Source organism: Neolewinella xylanilytica (assembly GCF_002934605.1).
Taxonomy (GTDB): domain Bacteria; phylum Bacteroidota; class Bacteroidia; order Chitinophagales; family Saprospiraceae; genus Neolewinella; species Neolewinella xylanilytica.
Genome location: NZ_PTJC01000005.1, coordinates 1,855,648 through 1,872,607, shown reverse-complemented (window position 1 = coordinate 1,872,607; position 16,960 = coordinate 1,855,648). Strand labels below are relative to the sequence as shown.

General features: G+C 58.7%; 14 protein-coding genes. 10 read left to right on the top strand and 4 right to left on the bottom strand.

Annotation, left to right across the window (positions count from 1 at the left end):
• Nucleotides 1–244 precede the first annotated feature (244 nt).
• The 9 genes from CLV84_RS07385 to CLV84_RS07345 all read left to right on the top strand — a co-directional run bounded on the left by CLV84_RS07385 (nt 245) and on the right by CLV84_RS07345 (nt 11,767).
• The gene (locus CLV84_RS07385; RefSeq protein ID WP_104419073.1) at nt 245–3,460 is read left to right on the top strand and encodes a PKD domain-containing protein; all 3,216 of its coding nucleotides are present in this window, start codon (nt 245–247) and stop codon (nt 3,458–3,460) included.
• Nucleotides 3,461–3,538: 78 nt separating this feature from the next.
• The gene (locus CLV84_RS07380; protein ID WP_104419072.1) at nt 3,539–4,117 is read left to right on the top strand and encodes a D-sedoheptulose-7-phosphate isomerase; all 579 of its coding nucleotides are present in this window, start codon (nt 3,539–3,541) and stop codon (nt 4,115–4,117) included.
• Entirely contained in the window at nt 4,117–4,695 is a 579-nt protein-coding gene (locus CLV84_RS07375; RefSeq protein WP_104419071.1) for a Maf family nucleotide pyrophosphatase, read from the top strand. Before CLV84_RS07380 ends, CLV84_RS07375 begins: the two co-directional genes overlap by 1 nt.
• A 110-nt stretch (nt 4,696–4,805) precedes the next feature.
• A complete protein-coding gene (locus tag CLV84_RS07370) occupies nt 4,806–6,959 on the top strand; it encodes a SurA N-terminal domain-containing protein (RefSeq protein ID WP_104419070.1) in 2,154 nt (717 codons plus the stop codon).
• 30 nt (nt 6,960–6,989) lie between these two features.
• The gene (locus CLV84_RS07365) at nt 6,990–7,169 is read left to right on the top strand and encodes a hypothetical protein (protein ID WP_104419069.1); all 180 of its coding nucleotides are present in this window, start codon (nt 6,990–6,992) and stop codon (nt 7,167–7,169) included.
• Nucleotides 7,160–7,717 (top strand): LPS export ABC transporter periplasmic protein LptC, encoded by a 558-nt coding sequence (lptC, locus tag CLV84_RS07360; RefSeq protein WP_104419068.1) that lies wholly within the window; start codon nt 7,160–7,162, stop codon nt 7,715–7,717. Before CLV84_RS07365 ends, lptC begins: the two co-directional genes overlap by 10 nt.
• A gap of 93 nt (nt 7,718–7,810) precedes the next feature.
• Nucleotides 7,811–8,572, top strand: coding sequence for a LytR/AlgR family response regulator transcription factor (locus CLV84_RS07355; RefSeq protein ID WP_104419067.1), 762 nt, complete (start codon nt 7,811–7,813; stop codon nt 8,570–8,572).
• 349 nt (nt 8,573–8,921) lie between these two features.
• Complete coding sequence (locus CLV84_RS07350) at nt 8,922–10,901, top strand: histidine kinase (protein ID WP_104419066.1); 1,980 nt, start codon at nt 8,922–8,924, stop codon at nt 10,899–10,901.
• A 47-nt stretch (nt 10,902–10,948) separates the two neighbouring features.
• Nucleotides 10,949–11,767 carry an ion transporter gene (locus CLV84_RS07345; protein ID WP_104419065.1) on the top strand — a complete coding sequence of 273 codons (819 nt, stop codon included), beginning with the start codon at nt 10,949–10,951 and terminating at the stop codon, nt 11,765–11,767.
• Here the strand turns inward: CLV84_RS07345 and CLV84_RS07340 are convergent.
• The 3 genes from CLV84_RS07340 to CLV84_RS07330 all read right to left on the bottom strand — a co-directional run bounded on the left by CLV84_RS07340 (nt 11,757) and on the right by CLV84_RS07330 (nt 14,518).
• On the bottom strand, nt 11,757–12,275 hold the full coding sequence (locus CLV84_RS07340; RefSeq protein ID WP_170067605.1) for an ExbD/TolR family protein: 519 nt from the start codon (nt 12,273–12,275) through the stop codon (nt 11,757–11,759). The two genes, CLV84_RS07345 and CLV84_RS07340, sit on opposite strands and share 11 nt — an antisense overlap.
• 61 nt (nt 12,276–12,336) lie before the next feature.
• A complete protein-coding gene (locus CLV84_RS07335; protein WP_104419063.1) occupies nt 12,337–13,011 on the bottom strand; it encodes an SGNH/GDSL hydrolase family protein in 675 nt (224 codons plus the stop codon).
• Nucleotides 13,012–13,024: 13 nt separating this feature from the next.
• Nucleotides 13,025–14,518, bottom strand: a complete 1,494-nt coding sequence (locus tag CLV84_RS07330; RefSeq protein WP_104419062.1) for a lipopolysaccharide biosynthesis protein — start codon at nt 14,516–14,518, stop codon at nt 13,025–13,027.
• Between the two features lie 87 nt (nt 14,519–14,605).
• Here CLV84_RS07330 and CLV84_RS07325 point away from each other — a divergent pair, with 87 nt between their 5' ends.
• Nucleotides 14,606–15,172, top strand: coding sequence for a DUF3109 family protein (locus tag CLV84_RS07325; RefSeq protein ID WP_104419061.1), 567 nt, complete (start codon nt 14,606–14,608; stop codon nt 15,170–15,172).
• Here CLV84_RS07325 and CLV84_RS07320 read toward each other — a convergent pair whose 3' ends face one another.
• Nucleotides 15,173–16,864 (bottom strand): M1 family metallopeptidase, encoded by a 1,692-nt coding sequence (locus CLV84_RS07320; RefSeq protein WP_104419060.1) that lies wholly within the window; start codon nt 16,862–16,864, stop codon nt 15,173–15,175.
• Nucleotides 16,865–16,960 lie beyond the last annotated feature (96 nt).

Here is a 16,960-nt window from a genome sequence, read left to right as displayed (position 1 = left end):
CCCACCCCCTGTATATCAACCTTGAATCACCAAGTTAAATTATAAGCGCTCTGAAACATCTAACCGCTACCGAGGCCCGCAAATCACCTTCCCCGCGGAGGGTGATCCCCGCTGGGGCGGCCTCGATAGTACGTAGCTGGCAAAGTTTAACGTTGCCGGCGGTACTCCGGGCCCCGGTCCCGCCGTTAATGCTTCTATATTCGCAGCGCTTTTCCTGGAATTTGCTTTTAAATAAACCAACATTATGGCTCTACGCTTAACGCGGCTACTTACCGCTTGGCTTCTGGTATGCCTCACGCTTTCAGCTACCGCTCTCACCGCAGCTCCCGCCGATGTATCGCCGGTTCATCCGCTTACGGCCCCGGCCAACATTGCTACCACCTTCGTAATCAACGGATCCTTCGCGAAGGGCCCGGCACTGGATTACGAGGCGCGGCTTTCCAATGGGAGTGCCTTACCCTCCTGGATAACCCTGGATAACAACTCCGGGACCTTTCGGATCAATGCTCCCTCCGAGGAGGCGTCCAAGACCTACGAGATCCGGGTAACCGGCACGGACGAAAACGGCAAGGAATCGACGGTCGACTTCACCCTGCACATCGACGATACCTCGCTGATCTGTTCTGCACAGGCTTCCGCGGATTACCTAGCCCGTATCCTGGGTTGTGCCAGCGGAAAGGTGATGCTACGGGGAGAGACCTCGACCGGTGTCTACCGGTGGAAGGGGCCCAAAGGCTTCACGTCCAACGAGCAGAACCCGGTGGTAAGCACCCCCGGTATTTACGTGCTGTCGGGTGGCAGCAAGTGCTCGCGGCAGAGCATCGTCGAGGTACGCCCGAACCTGTTCGACTGCGCCACCTATGCCTACAACAATGAAATCCCGGTAGGCAATTTCACCAACAGCGTGGAAAGCGGTCACGCTCCCCTGACGGTGGAGTTCGACGCCCTGAAATCCTACGACGTCGACGGCGAGATCGTCGATTACAACTGGAGCTGGGAAGGCGGTGCGGCTTCCGGGCCAACCCCGGCCATAACCTTTGAAAAAGAAGGCACTTACAACGTGTTGCTTACGGTTACCGATGATTTCGGTGCGAAGTCCACCGACCGCTACACCATGGTAGTGGAGCCCCCCACCGGCCACGGTATCGACGCCTTCTGGTTCGAACCGGAATGTGCCGAGATCGGCACGAAGTGGAGCCTGGTGAGCGACGACGACGCGGCCGGAGGGTACTACGTGGTTCCCACGGAGAATTCTTCCGAGCGGACGCCGGCGGATAATGCCGCCAACCGCATCCGGTTCAAGTTCGATAGCCCGAACTCCCAGCTCGTGAATGTCTTCGCCCGTATTTCCTCCGCCAGCCTGGCCAGCGATTCGTACTGGGTGCGGGTCAACGGCGGAACCTGGATGGAGTGGTTTACCGGTATCAAGTCAAACGGAAAGTTCGAATGGAACAAGTTCGACAATAAGATTCGACTGAAGGAAGGAGAGAACATCCTCGACTTCGCCTACCGCGAAGCGGATGCACGCTTGGACAAAATCTTTCTGACTTCCACTACCGACCGGCCCAGCAACAAAGGCCTGGCGGGCATCAACTGCGACAACAACACCTCCGTTTCGAAAGAAGCGAACGAAGTGTGGCTGGAAGCCGAATGCGCCGTTGTAGGCGACCGCTGGAAAACATACACCAACAAAAGCGCCTCGAACGGCTCCTACGTCGTATCCGCCAACAACTCGATGAAGAGCGCTCCGAACGACGTAGCAGCGAACCGGGTCCGGTTCAAGCTGAACAGCGACGGCAGCAAACTCTTTACGCTCTATGCACGCATTTCCGGGCTTGACTGGACGAGCGACTCCTACTGGATCCGCCTGAACGACGGAAAATGGTTGCGGTGGGCCGGCGTACTCACGGACTACGGCAAATTCGCCTGGAACCAATACCCGGATCAGCTGATTCTGAAAGACGGGGTGAACACCATCGACTTCGCTTTCCGGGAAGCGGACGCAAAACTGGATAAAATCTTCCTTTCCGGCATCGGCACCTCTCCGTCCGGTATGGGGGAAACGGCCAGTAACTGTGGTAGCGGTACGACCGACGAGCCCGTGGCAGAGGATGACAATGAAGAATCCAGCCCACCACCGACGAACTCTTCCGATCCGGCTAGTTTCTGGATGGAGGCCGAATGTGCCACGGTAGGCGGTCGCTGGACGATCGAAAATTCTTCGGATGCGGTCAACGGAAAGTACGCGGTACTCTACGGACGGGAAGCCCTGAACGGCCCACCCCACGAAAACCCTGACAATCACCTGCGCTTTACCTTCGACATCACCGAAGCCGGCAAGTACCACCTTTTCGGGCGGATCTCGGCCGATACCTACGGAGACGATTCATTCTGGGTACGGGTGAACGGCGGAAATTGGTTCCGCTGGTACGAAAATATCCAGGCCAAAGTTGGCTTCAAGTGGAACGAAGCCAAGGGGCTGAACCTCACCTTGAATAAAGGGACCAATACCATCGACTTTACCTTCCGCGAAGACGGCGCGCGCCTGGATCGCATTCACCTGAACATGGACGGCAAGCTACCCTCCGGGAAGGGTGAGTCGGCGATTAATTGCGGTGAGCGTACGACGCCGACCTATACCGACCTGGTACAGGAAGCGGAATGCGGATCGATCGGCGACAAGTGGGAAAGAGCCACGGATTCCGATGCATCCAACGGTAGCTACCTGATTAATACGAGCAATGCCTACATCGGCTCTGCTCCGGCCAATGACGCTTCCCAAATGCTCCGGTACGAAGTCTCCGTTTCCACCCCCGGAACGTACCATCTCTTTTTGCGCTTGAATGCACCGGACGTAGGAAGTAATTCCGTCTGGGTACGCATCGATAATGGCAACTGGGTAAAAATGTGGGAGGAAATCGGCGGCGCCCCCCTCCTCACCCGCGGATTCGAATGGCGTAAGGTGAACCACGACGGCAAGGACATCGATTTCAACCTGTCTACCGGTAAGCACACCATTACCATCGCGAATCGGGAAACCCGAACCGGCTTCGATAAGCTCCTGCTGTCGCTTAACGACCGCCTTCCTTCCGGCAACGGTCCGGTGTCCGAGAACTGTAGCAGCAGCACCGACATGACGATGATGATGAAATTACCGAAGAGCAGTACCGGCGATTCCAGCCCGGAAGCCACCCTGGAGATGGACGCGGAATCCATCGTGGAGGTTTACCCCAACCCGACGGTCGACGCCTTCAGCCTCGATGTAACTAGTGCCTTCGTGGGAGAGGTGAACTTGCGGCTATTGGATATGAACGGACGGCAGATCCGCGAACTCCAGTTCAACAAGGATGCCAATCTCCTGCACGCCCGCGTTGACGTTATCGATCTGCCGCGGGGCATGTACCGGGTACAAGTGATCGAAGGCGATCGCGAATCCGTGCGGGCCTTCGTGAAGATGTAATCGCTCAGGCAATTCGTAGCTTTGTGACCTTCAGGGCCACGCCTCCCCGGCGTGGCCCTGATCATTTTACCTCATCGCATGCCATACGAAAGAATTCGGGCCGCCATTGTCGTCAAGCAACGGATCCTTGCGGACGAAGCGCTACTACGCCGCTTACAAACCGCTACGGAAGCCTGCGTGGCCACCTTCCAACGGGGGGGGAAAGTGCTTTTCTGTGGGAACGGTGGCTCGGCGGCCGACGCCCAACACCTGGCCGCCGAACTGAGTGGCCGCTTCTACCTGGACCGCCCGCCCCTCTTTGCGGAGGCCATGCACGTCAATACCAGCTTCCTCACCGCTGTAGCCAACGACTACGGCTACGATCACGCTTTTTCCCGGCTCACTACGGCCATGGGCCGCTCCGGAGACGTCCTTTTCCTCATCAGCACCAGTGGAAACAGCCGGAATGTACTGGCAGCCGCAGTGGCCGGCAAACGGGCCGGATGTACGCTGGTGGGAATGACCGGCGCCGGAGGAGGCGAACTGGGCCACCTGGTCGATATCCTCATCAATATTCCCAGCACGGATACGCCACGGATCCAGGAAGGGCACCTGCTCTTGGGTCACATTCTTTGTGAAGACGTGGAGCGCATCCTTTTTGGCCAAACCCCGTCCTGATGCTTTTGCCCCCTGACGTATCGCTGGTCCTGGCCAGCAAATCACCCCGCCGCAGCTACCTGCTCGAGCAGGCAGGCATCCCGTTCACCATCCGAACCGCTGAGGTTGAAGAAGTGTATCCGCCGGAGACGCCGGTGCTGGAAGTCGCCCCCTATCTCGCTCGCCTCAAAGCGGAAGGAGCCCGGCACCTGCTCCGGGCGGACAACGAAGTGCTGCTCACGGCCGACAGCGTGGTCATTCTGGGTGACGAAATTTTAGGCAAACCGCGTGACCGCGCGCATGCCATCGAAATCCTAAGCCGTTTGTCCGGCAACCGGCACACCGTCGTTACGGGGTGTTGCCTGCAATCCACCCGGAAACAGCTCGTCTTCAGTAGTACGGCCTACGTCTACATGAATACCGTTCGCCCGGAAGAAATCGTGGCTTACGTAGACCGGTACCGGCCCTACGACAAAGCGGGGGCCTACGCCATTCAGGAATGGATCGGACTGGCGAAGATCCGGCGGATCGAAGGCACCTATCCGACGATCATGGGCCTGCCGGTGGATATGGTATACGAGCGATTACTCGACTTCTGACCGATATCCTTCCTACCGCCTTCGCCGGAGAGCGGACCTTTTTGACCGAACAATAATTAGTATCTTCGCGCCCCGTTCCACATGCAGACGGTAAAACTTAGAAGTTCCCTATGGCACTCATTGGCAAAATTAGAAACAACCCGCTCGTCGTACTGCTCTTTATCGGCGGCGGTATCGCCCTTTTCGTCCTTTCCGACATCATGAACAGCGGCAGCAGCGGCCCGATCGGTCCGGTGGAGGCCATGATGGCCCGCGTCGGCGAAATTGAGATCGAGCGCAACGACTTCGAGCGTACCCTGGCCGTGACCAACACTTCGGCCGACGCTTACGAGAGCCGCAGCAACCTGTGGAATTATTACCTCACCGAGGGCCTCATTCGTAACGAGACCGAACGGCTTGGACTGGAAGTGACCCAACCGGAGCTGGAAGAGCTCACCTACGGTCCCCGCTACAGCCCGGTTATTCAACAGAACTACGGCGATCCCCAGACCGGACAGGTGAACGCGCAGCTGTTGAACAGCGTGCGCAGCCGGATTCAGGAGAACAGCATCACCGAAGGCATCGAGGCTGGAGAGCTGCCCCCCAACTTCGTTGACATCTGGCGCTACCAGAATCGTCGGGTAAGCAGCCAACGCCTGCAGGAAAAACTTACCGCCCTGGTATCGAAGGCCATGTACGCCCCCGAGTGGATGGCCCAGGAATACGCCGACGCGATGACCGCCAGCCGCCGGGTCGCGATCGTTCGCGTTCCCTTCGACGAATTGGACAACGACGCCGTTACCGTCAGCGACACCGACTTGCAGCAGTACATCGACGACCGCCGCAGCACCTTTGACAACCTGGAGGAAACCCGGCAACTTACTTACCTCAGCTTCTCCGTAGACGCTACACCGGAAGATTCCGCCGCGGTGCGTTCCACCCTGGAAGGCCTGGCAACCGAATGGCGGAACACGCCCGCCCGCGGAGACAGCTTGTTCGCCCTCACGGCCAACGGCTCCTTTACGGGTGCCTACGTGACCGAAGATCAGCTGCCCGCCTCGGTAGCCGGTACGATCATGAACGATCTGGAAATCGGCGAGGTATACGGTCCCTTCGTGGAAGGATCCCTGATGGCGCTGGTAAAATTGATCGACCGGCGGGAATACCCGGAGAACGTGGCAATCCGTCGGATTAAGCGGAATGCGACGATCCCCGCCCAGTTTTCGGAAGCCAACCGCCTCATCGACAGCCTGCTGACCGTAGTGCGGGAAGACGATGCCACCTTCAGCGAACTGGCCGAGGAATTCAATCGCGACAGCCGCACAATCGCTACCGCCGGGGTACTGGAAAACGTCACGCCGGGCCAGATAGAACCAGCCGCGGAACGCGTCGCCTTTGTGACGGGAGAACCGGGAACCTGGTACAAAATACGCACCCAGGACGGTGTACAACTGCTGCAGATCACCAGCCGTAGCGATGCGACGGAGACCCGCGCCAAAGTAGCCTACGTATCCGAACCCATGGTGCCCAGTAAAGACACCGAAGACGCTATCCGCCAACGGGCGGAGGAATTCCTGACCGGTAAAGGCAGTCTAGAAGAAGTGAAAGCAGCCGCCGAAGCCGAGGGACTCACGGTGGAAACTACCCGTCCCCTGGACATTGGCACCTTCCAGCTACCCGGTATCGGCGGCGGACAGGACGTCCGCGACCTGATCTGCTGGGCCTTCGGGGCCGACGAAGGCGACGTAAGTGGTTTCGTCTATACCTTCACCGACCCCAACTTCTTTTACGAGAACCGCTACCTGATCGCCGGGGTGGAGAACATCATCCCGGAAGGCGTAGCACCGGTAGAAGCGGTGCGGGAGAGCATTCTGCCTGACGTCCGCAACCAACTTAAGGGGCGTCAGTTGGCGGAGGCTATGAGTGGACTGGACCTGGCGGCCGCTGCATCCCAATATGATGTAGTCGTGGACACCCTCAACGGAGTCACCTTTACCCAGCAGTCTCTCGCCCAGGGCATCGGTGCCGAGCCCAAGGTCATTGCCGTGGCCTCGACCCTGTCTACCGGAACGGTAAGCGAACCTATCGTGGGCGAGCGGGGGGTATACCTCGTCAAACCGTTGTCGGACGCTCCGTCCGGAAGCAGCGGCAGCGTACCCGCCGCTCGGCAAGCGATGAACGCGACCAATCGCAGCCGCGTCGCGCAGCAGTTGATCACGGGCTTACGCACCGAAATAGAGATCGAAGATCAGCGGATCAGCACCGAGTGTAGTACTTTACGCTAAACGCCCGTTTAGTATCTAAATAAATTATTGATGTCTGACGAAATCAAACACGCGGGAATAAAGGGATACGTGATCATGGGTGGCGTTGTCGCCTTTCTGCTCTTCGTAGTCCTCGTTATTTATCTCTACAAAGCCAACCAGGCTTTCGTACCCGAGGACCCGGAGCTGTACGGCACCCTGATCAACGGCATGCGGGGCCTGTGGGGCTGAGGCACCTACTTTTCCTGCTTTGCATCGCGGCCCTGACTACCGGTTGCGTCAATGACCCCGCCGAAGTAGCCCGGCTGGAGGCGGCGCTCGACGACGAGGTGGAACTGGCGACGGGCGTCCAGGTGCTCTGGAGCGACTCCGCCCGCGTCCGGCTGATCCTAGAGGCGCCGGCCATGTACAATTACCTGTCGCCGAGCGATCCCCGGCAGGAGTTCCCGGACGGAATCGTTGCTTTTTTTCTCGATGAACTGCAGGATACCACCAGCACCCTGACCGCTAAGCAGGGCGTGTACCGCCGCAGGAGCAATGTTATTACGGTTCGCGACAGTGTTGTCTGGGAATCCAAGGACCAACAGCGGCTGGAAACGGAAGAGCTCAACTGGGATGAGTCGCGGGAATTGATCTATACCAATAAGTTCGTCGTGCTTACCCAGCCCGACTACATCATTACCGGGTACGGACTGGAAAGCGACCCCTCCTTCACCAATGCACGGGTACTGGAGGTAGACGGGCGAATCCCGGTCAACCGCCCCGTGGAGGAACGGTAGCCCGGATACCGACCGAAATTATTGGGAAATTCACGGGCGGATGGCCTTATCCCTAAGCGTGATTTCGTAAATTTGGTCAACTGATCCTCAGCTATGCTACTAAATGCCGTTATCGTAGAAGACGAACGCAAGGGCCTCGTCAACCTGAAACAAATGCTGAACCTGCACTGCCCCGACGTGGAAGTGATCGGCGAAGCTGACGGGGTCGAATCCGGGTGTGCGCTCTTCGGCCGCGACGACATCCGGCCTGACATTGCCTTCCTGGATATCAACCTCGGCGACGGCAAAGTCTTCCAGATGCTCGATCGGATCAAACCGATCAATTTCGACATCGTTTTCGTGACGGCCTACGATCAGTTTGCCATGCGGGCATTCGACTATTCGGCCATCGGCTACATCCTGAAACCAATTGACCCCGACCGGCTCGTCGATGCCGTAGCTCGGATCCGGCCCCGCGGCCAGGCCCGCACCCAGGAGCGCCTCGACGCCTTCCAGCTATACCAGAAACAGCCTAATGTGTACGACCGCATGCCAATCGGGGCCGTAGATGGCTACCACTTTATCCGGATACCGGACATCATCCGCTTCGAGGCCGAAGACAATTATACCCATATCTACATGGCGGACGGGCAGCGCATCACTGCCTCCAAAACCATCAAAATGTACGAAGACATGCTGGCGCCCCACAACTTCTACCGGGTACACAAGCGGCATGTCATCAACATGAATTACATGAAGAAATTCGTGAAGGGCGAGGGCGGTTATCTGATCATGGACGATGGTATGCGGATCGAGGTAAGCCGCCGGCGAAGGTCGGCCTTCATGAGCCAGCTGCGTTTCATGCAAGAATTATGACGCCTTCGGTCGTGCGTCCGAACCACCCTGATGGGGCAATCAACGGCAACCCGGCACGAAAATCAAAAAAAAGGGAAGCCACCGATATAATTCTTACATTTGAAACGTTGGTGACCTGTACCATACCACCGGAAATCAGCAACAACTATTCACGTCAAGTATTCCATCCATGGCTCAGACCGGGAAAAAAACCATCGAGGAACTTCTGAAGGACAACCAGCTTAAGCAACTGGATCGCGACACCATGGATCAGGTTACCGGAGGAAAGCGTCGAGGCCCCTATTCGCGTCGGGTTTGCGGAGGCATAATGCCCCAATAATCCAGCGAACCGGTTACAGCCCGCCCTTTCATGGTAGACCGATACGGACACAGCTCGGCGCTGGGCAAACTGGAATTATCCCTTGAGAAGGCGTCGGATGGCCTCGAAGTAATCGAGATCATTCACTCGCTGCTACATCACTACGTCTATACCCGCCCCGATCGGGCCCGGGTGTTGCTCGCGAAGCAGGCACAACTGCTGCAGAAACACGCAAAAGACCTGCTGCAACTGGAAGACATTACCGGAAATGACTACCGGCTGCATTATTTTCTCACGCTCGCTACTCTAGAGAACCAGGAATACCGCCTCGAGCACGCCGCGGCACCTTTTGCCACCGCCCTGTCTATCGTCGAAGAACGTGGCGATGCGGCCGACAAACTAGAGGCATACCTTACGTATATCGCCTACCTCGGCAACCAGGGGCTTACCGAACAGGCGATCGACTACCTCGACCGTTGCCAGCGCCTTCTGGAGAGCTATCCCAGCGACCAATACGTCGCCCGCACGGCCTGCCGCCACGGTTACCTTTACCTCCTGATCTTCAGCTACCCGAAGGCTACCCTCAAATTCCTCGAAGCCGAACGGCTGCTCGAAGGGGGCTCCTTCGAACTAACGCCCCAGGACCACTACTACTACAGCCTTACCCAGTCCGGACTCGGCTCCGTTTACCAGAATAGCGGCGAGAACGAACTAGCCCTGGCCGCCTTTCAGCGGGCCATCGACCGCTGTGAGCTGATCGGCCTGCGCTCCCGGCTACCCTGGCATCAGCTTAACCTCGGCAAAGAGCTCATGTACCTAAACAAGTACGAGGAGGCCGTGACCTACTTCCGGGCGGTAGTCGACACCAAGGCCAACGGTTCGGTGAACGCCTTGGCGGCCGCCTACGCCAATCTCGGTTTCTGTTATCACTACCTGGATAGTCCGGACTTAGCCAACGAATACGTCGACCGGGCCGAAGCGCTCTACAGCGGTGACGACGAGCCCGACCGAAAGGAACTGGCCAAGCTGGAGTTCATGCGGGCTACCTTGCTGATGGATTCAGCGGAATGGGAGATGTCCATCAATCAGTTGAACCGCATCCTAACGCTCGCGGAAGTCGACGAGGATACCAACGACCCCGACCTGCTCAGCCTCGTCGCCGATGCCTATCTGCACCTGTCCATTTGCCACGCCAAACTGAAGTACTACGAGGCCGCCTACAATTACCACTGTACCTACGACAGTTACAATCACCGCTTCCACCAACAGGTAGCCATCCTCCGCCAGCATCAGTTCGCCGCCCAGTTCCGGGCGGAGGAGCGCGAACAGGAAAACCGCCAGCTCAAACTCAAGGCCAGCCAGCTGAAGCTACGGGCGCTGCGGGCTCAGATGAATCCGCACTTTATGTACAACGCCCTGAACAGCATCCAAATGTTCATCTCGGGCAACAACGCGGCCACGGCCAGTAAGCACCTGGCTAAGTTTGCCATGCTGATGCGGCAGAGCCTGGAAAACGCCAATCGGGAATTCATTACGCTCGAGGAGGAGCGCCGATTCCTGACCGACTACCTCGAAATCAATCAGCACCTCCGTTACGAGGGCAACCTGACCTTCCACATCGTGATGGACCGGGAGCTGGAAGAGGACGTGATCGGCGTCCCCACGATGATCCTACAACCCTACGTGGAGAACGCCATCGAGCACGGCCTCCGGGGGCAGTCGGAAGGACACATCGAGGTGGAATTCCGCGTGATCGACGAAGACGACCATCACCTTTTGGGGATTGTCACGGACAACGGCGTCGGCCGGGAAAAAGTCCGGGAACGGCAGGCGAAGGATGCCACTCGGGTCGATCACAAGAGCCGGGGCACCGAAATTACCGAGTCGCGCCTGCAACTGCTTTCCAGCGAGGAACAAAATTGGGTAGAGATCATCGACCTGTACGACCGCGACGGAGTGGCCTGTGGCACCCAGGTGCGGGTCACGATCCCGATTACCGAAATGATCCCCCGACGCAACAACCTTGGATAAGGTTTAGGGCCCGGTCCTTACCTTACTCCCTAAACCCCTCTTCCTTCATGTCCGACCAGAGCCTGCGCCAACGTATCCACGAAATCATTTTCGAGGCGGATACGCCGGCGGGGAAGCTCTTCGACGTGGTGCTGCTGGGCTTGATTACCTTCTCCATCATCATCGTGATGCTGGAGAGCTCCGAAGACTATAACGAGCAGTACGGTGCTTTCTTTTGGTACACTGAGTGGTTCCTGACGATCATCTTTACCATCGAATACGTGCTGCGGCTGTGGGTCACGATTCGCCCGTTGCAGTACGCCCTCAGCTTTTACGGTATCGTGGACGTGCTGGCCATCCTCCCCTCCTACCTCACCCTAGTGCTGCCCAACGCCCAATACTTCCTGATCATCCGGATTCTACGGCTAATGCGGGTCTTCCGGATTTTCAAACTCGGCCAGTACCTCAGCGAAGGCGATCAACTGCGGCGGGCGCTGGTCGCCAGCCGAAACAAGATCGCCGTATTTCTCTTTTCCGTGACCATCCTCGTGATCATTATCGGGTCATTGATGTACCTGATCGAGGGGGGTGGAAACGAGGGGTTCTCGTCGATTCCGCGGGCCGTATACTGGGCGATCGTGACGATCACGACCGTGGGCTACGGCGATATTACCCCCCAGACCCAGATCGGACAGTTCCTTTCCGCCATCGTCATGATTCTCGGCTACGCCATCATCGCGGTACCTACGGGCATCGTCACGAACGAGATCATTAACACCAATAAACAAAGTGAAGTCAGCACCCAGGTATGCCGCTTTTGCGCCCGGGAAGGGCACGCCGCGGATGCGATTTACTGCAAATACTGCGGGGGGCGGCTCAATCCCTGATGTCACTGGGCTCCGCCTCGCTGATCACCATAGGGAATTGCTGGCGAATCCGCTGCTTTTGCGCTTCCCCTAATGCTTCATAGTTATCGCCGTAATCCGAGTGACCGGCCGCATCCCATAGCCGTCGGTAACCGCTCAGCAGACCGTCGTAAACTTCGAGGTAGTGGCGGTAATCCGTGTTCCGGTCATGTACCAGACTTACGACGGCCTGCCGCGGGGTGCGCCGCGGGTCCAGGACGTACTGCTCGAGTAGCCGCGGCAACTCCCCCACCCCGGCGGGCTCCCCTTCCACCATGATCGCGTTGTCGGCGTTGACGATCACCGAAAGCACCTCGGAAGTCGGCGTCGTGGGCGGGTTGGCCTCCCAGGCGGGGAGTTTCATGATGATGCCGCTGTCCTGATCGATCGTCGTAGTGACCAGGAAGAAGATCAAGAGCAAAAAGGCAATGTCGGCCATGGAGCCGGCGTGCACGGCGGGGGTATCCCGGCGGGTAGTTTTGAAGACCATGGTGTAAGGGTATTGACTACCCCTCAGATGCCTGCTCCCGGCAATTTGGTGGACCGGGCGATCAGTAACAACTACGCACCACCTGCCGGGCCAGCAACTGATAGCCCTCCCGGTTGAAGTGGATCCCGTCTTCGCTGTGGACCAGGATTTCATCGCCCGGTCGCTCCTGCCAGTCGACGAGGCAAAAGCCCTCCCGGGTGGCGATCGTGCGCAGTGTCCCGCTCAGGGCCGCCGTGCAATCCCGCGCGCCCTGAAATTCCGCACTCACTACCTCGTTACCGGCCACTGGCGGCGGAGTGAGTAATACGATGCGGGGAAAATCCTGCCCCCGCTCGTCGAAGAAGCGGCGGATGCGGGTAAGGACTTCCTCCAGGTTGGTGACGACCTCGGCTTCCCGGTCGCTGAATTGGTCTTTACAGTCGTTGGTGCCGAGGCCTATCAGGATTTCGTCGATCCCCCCCATTTCCGCGTAGCCGCGGCGGAGGTAGACCGTCAGGTTTTCCAGGGTGTTGCGGTCGCGGTTGCCGTTGTCGGTGAAGCCGAAGGTGTTGCCGGACAGGGCAGTGTTGACCAGCGGGCCCCGGTTGCGCATGCGCTGGAGCTGAAAAACCCAACCGTCGGCGGCGGCGGCGTTGCTGTCTCCGATCACCAGGATATTCCGCTTGGCGAGCGGAGGCTGGCAACCGGCCAGGAAAAACACCAGCAGCAGGCCGGTAAAAGAACGGAATAGGTTCATCGGTTTTCTTGATTTACGTTGCACCTGCGGCCCCGCGCCCAAATGTACGAACGAGCCAGCGCCGCTCCAGGAGACCGATGCCGCCCACGGCAACCAGCATCAGGAGGATGCGCCACCACATCGCCTCGGACAGGGCACCCAACAGGCAGACGGCGATCGCAAGCACCACGTACAGTAAGATGCGACCGAAAGGATAGCGGACGGGGAAGTATTTGCGGGAAACGAAATACGCCAGGACGCACATGAGGAGGAAGCAGGCCAGCATGCCCACCGCCGGCGCATAAATGCCGTAGCGGGCAATGAAGGGCAGCGGGCCGACGACGGCAAACAGCGACCCGGCCACCGCGATAAGGCCACCGAGCAAGGTCTGATCGGTCAGCTTGTAGGCGATGCTCAGGTTGCTATAGATACCAAACAGGAAATTGGCCGCGAGCAGGATCGGCAGCACCTCGAGTCCGGGGCGTACGTCCGCCCCGATGAAGAACTGCAACCAGGGCAGGCCAAGCAAAATTCCCACGCTGGCCAGGGTCCCGACGATCCCGTAGGCGCGCATGGCGTCGGCGTAGATGGTTCGGTCGGCGGTCTCCAGGTCGCGGCCCGACTGCCGGAAGAAAAAGGGTTCGGCCGCGTACTGGTAAGCCGTAATGAACAGATTGAGAAACACCGCCATCCGCAGGGCGGCGGTGAAGTAGCCGGCCCCGACCGGCTGGCCCGAGAGGAGGGTGGGACCGACCAGGCTGTTGGCAATGCCGGCAATGGAAACCACCGTCAGCGGGAGACTGTAGCTAAACAACCGCCCGAGCGGCGGAGCGCCCGGGGGGGGCGTCGGCTCGGGAATCCGATCCAGGACGTCGGGTTCCGGCTCCGCCCGGCTGCCGGACCCGAACAGTCCGTCCAACAAAAGGACCAGGTACCGCAAGCCGGCGGCTACCGCGATCGCGATCAGGTAGTAGCCGACTTTGAAGGAACCGATGAAACGTTCCGGGGCGGAAGCGGGCAAATAAGCCAGCAGGTAATAAATCAGCGCAATGTTAATGACTACGTTGCCGAGGTTCACCCCCACGAAAAACCAGGACCGCTGCTGCAACCGCAGGCGCGCCAGGGGAACGGCACTGAGCGCGTCGAAGGCCACGGTAAGCAGGACCAGGCGAACGTAGACAGTGGCCCGGGGCGCATCCAGCAGTTCCGCTACGCCATCGGAAAAGAGCAACAGCGGCCCGATGATCAGGCCCGTCATCAGCATCACGACGCGCTGGCTCTGCCGGAAGACCTCCCGAGGATCGTAATCGCCGCGACTGGCAAAACGGAAGACGGCCGTGTCCATCCGGAACACCAGCAGCGCGATGAGAAAGGCGGTCCAAAACATCAGATTGCCGACCTCACCGACCTCTCCCTCCGACAGTACGCGGGTGATGAACGGGGTGACCAATACGAAGGTGAGCAGCCGACCGAGGATGCTGCTTAACCCGTAGACGAGGGTTTCACCGGAAAGTTTCTTTAACGACACGCTGCAAGGTAGGACGCAATTCAACGATGGTCGCCCCCGGCTTGGTACCGGGGTTGCGTACCTTTGTCCTCCGAAATTACTACCCGTATGTACATCATCGGCTCCATCCTGGTCAGCGACGACGTCACCGACGAGCACTTTGCCTGCAATCTGACCGCCTGTAAGGGCGCCTGTTGTTGGGAGGGTGACTACGGCGCTCCGTTGGAAGCGGAAGAACTACCGATACTGGAGGAAATCTACGCCGCCGTCTCCCCCTACCTCACCGACGCGGGGCGAGCCGCCATCGACGAGCAGGGCAAGTACGTCCGCAACGGGCAAAGTACCGATACCCCCCTCGTGGACGGTGCCGCCTGCGCCTATATGACCCTCGACGCCACCGGTACCGCCCAGTGCGGTATCGAGCAGGCTTACAACGATGGGGCCATCGCCTGGAAAAAGCCGATCAGTTGCCACCTCTACCCCATTCGGGTGAAAAAGAATCCCCAGACGGGTTTCGAAGCCCTTAACTACGACGTGTGGGACATCTGCAGCGCCGCCTGCAGCCGCGGGGCCCGAGAACGCATTCGCATCTTCGAATTTGCCCGCCCGGCGCTTATCCGGAAATACGGGGCGGAATGGTACGACGAACTGGCCGCCGCCGTGGATCGGCCCTGATTACCGCTTCGGTTGCTGGCGGGAGAGGTCAACTAGGTAGCGCGATTCGTCGATCCGTACGTCGTCCAACCCGAAGCCATTACCCATCGGCTGCCAGATTTCCGTAGTCAGCAGCCGCACCGGCTCGTCCTTGATGTATACGCCTACGGGCATGGCCAGCCCGGGGACGTCGGCGCTCAGCCGGAATTCCACCTCCTCGCCGGTCTGCCGGATCTCCAGCACGGGAACGGTAGGATGCATCAGGTACTGGGTAAAAAAGGACTGCAGATCCATCCCGCTATAGCTGCTAAAATAATCGATCACGTCCTGCGTGCCGACAATGCTCCGCGTATGATCCTGATAGAAGCTGCGCAACATGCCGAAGAAAAGTGGGTCGTCGTTGATGACCGCCCGTAGGGTGTGTAGCATCCAGGCGCCTTTGTAATAGTGGTCCGAGCTTTTGAAATCGGTGAAGTTGACCCCTAGCGGACCGAGCATCGGCTCCTCGTTGGCTACGAACCGCCGCTGGGTTTCCAGGTAGTTACGGGCGGCATCGGCGCCGTAGTGAAATTCCACGTAGAGGGCTTCCATATAGGTGGTGAAGCTCTCGTGCACCCACATTTCGGCATGGTCGGCCACGCTGACGGAATTACCGAAATACTCGTGGCCGGCTTCGTGGACGATGATGTAGTCCCAGTCCATATCGTCCGGAATCAACCCGCCCAGGTAGCCCCGCATGTACTGGTTGCCGTAGGCGATTCCGCTCTGGTGTTCCATGCCCAGGTAGGGGGTTTCGATGAGGGCGAAGCCGTCCTCCCAGAATGGGTATTTGCCGAAGTAGTGCTCATACGCCTCCAGCATGGGGTGCACTTGCTTGAACTGCTTGCGCGCTTTGGCGAGGTTGTAGTCGATGACGTAATAATCGAGCTCGAGCTCTTCCCCGTCGAACGCCCGGTAGGTATCGGAGAAGTGGGTGTAGTGGCCGATGCCGATCGAGACGTTGTAGTTGTTAATCGGGTAGCTGACGAACCAGTCGTAGCGCTTCTTCCGCTCGTTTTCCAGCTCCACTTCTTCCCGCAGGTTGCCGTTGCTGGCCACGAACAGCCGATCGGGTACGGTGATGCTGATGAGCATACTATCGGGCTCGTCGCTTAAGTGATCCTTGTTGGGCCACCAGAGACTGGCGCCGTCGCCCTCGCAGGCCACTCCTACCCAGTAGCGGTTGCGCTGGTCGAGCCCCCACACGAATCCGCCGTCCCAGGGGGCATTCTTCGCTTCGGTGGGTTTGCCGCCGTAATGGATGCGCATCCGGTGGGTCATGGTGTCCGGTTCCGTACCCGCCGGTAGCTGGATGAAAACGGCATTCCCCTTACGGGTATAGCGAAGGGTATTGCCGCCCTGCTCGATCCGGTCGATGTCGAGATTTTCGTAAAGGTCGAGTTGCAGCAACGGCAACGGCCCGGTGACGCGGTAGTCCATGTCTACGTAGCCGTCGATCATTTGCTCCACGGGGTCCACGTCGAGGTGGAGTTCGTAGTAGGTTACGTCGTAGTTGGCGCGGGCGGGCCCCAGGGTGCCGCGCAGGCTGTCGGCCTGGGTAAAAGTGCGATAAGCGAAATAATCCCGACTCGGGCGGGGCAATACGGCGTTTTGCGCCGAAGCGCAGGTGCAGACGAAAATTGCGAGCAGTAAACAGAGTTGGAATCGAGCCATACGCAAATAACGCACCCCCGGGCCTTACCGTCTAATCGTGGTACGGATTTTAGCAAACCATTAATCCCTGGCATCTCCCGGCTCCCCTCCGTCCTC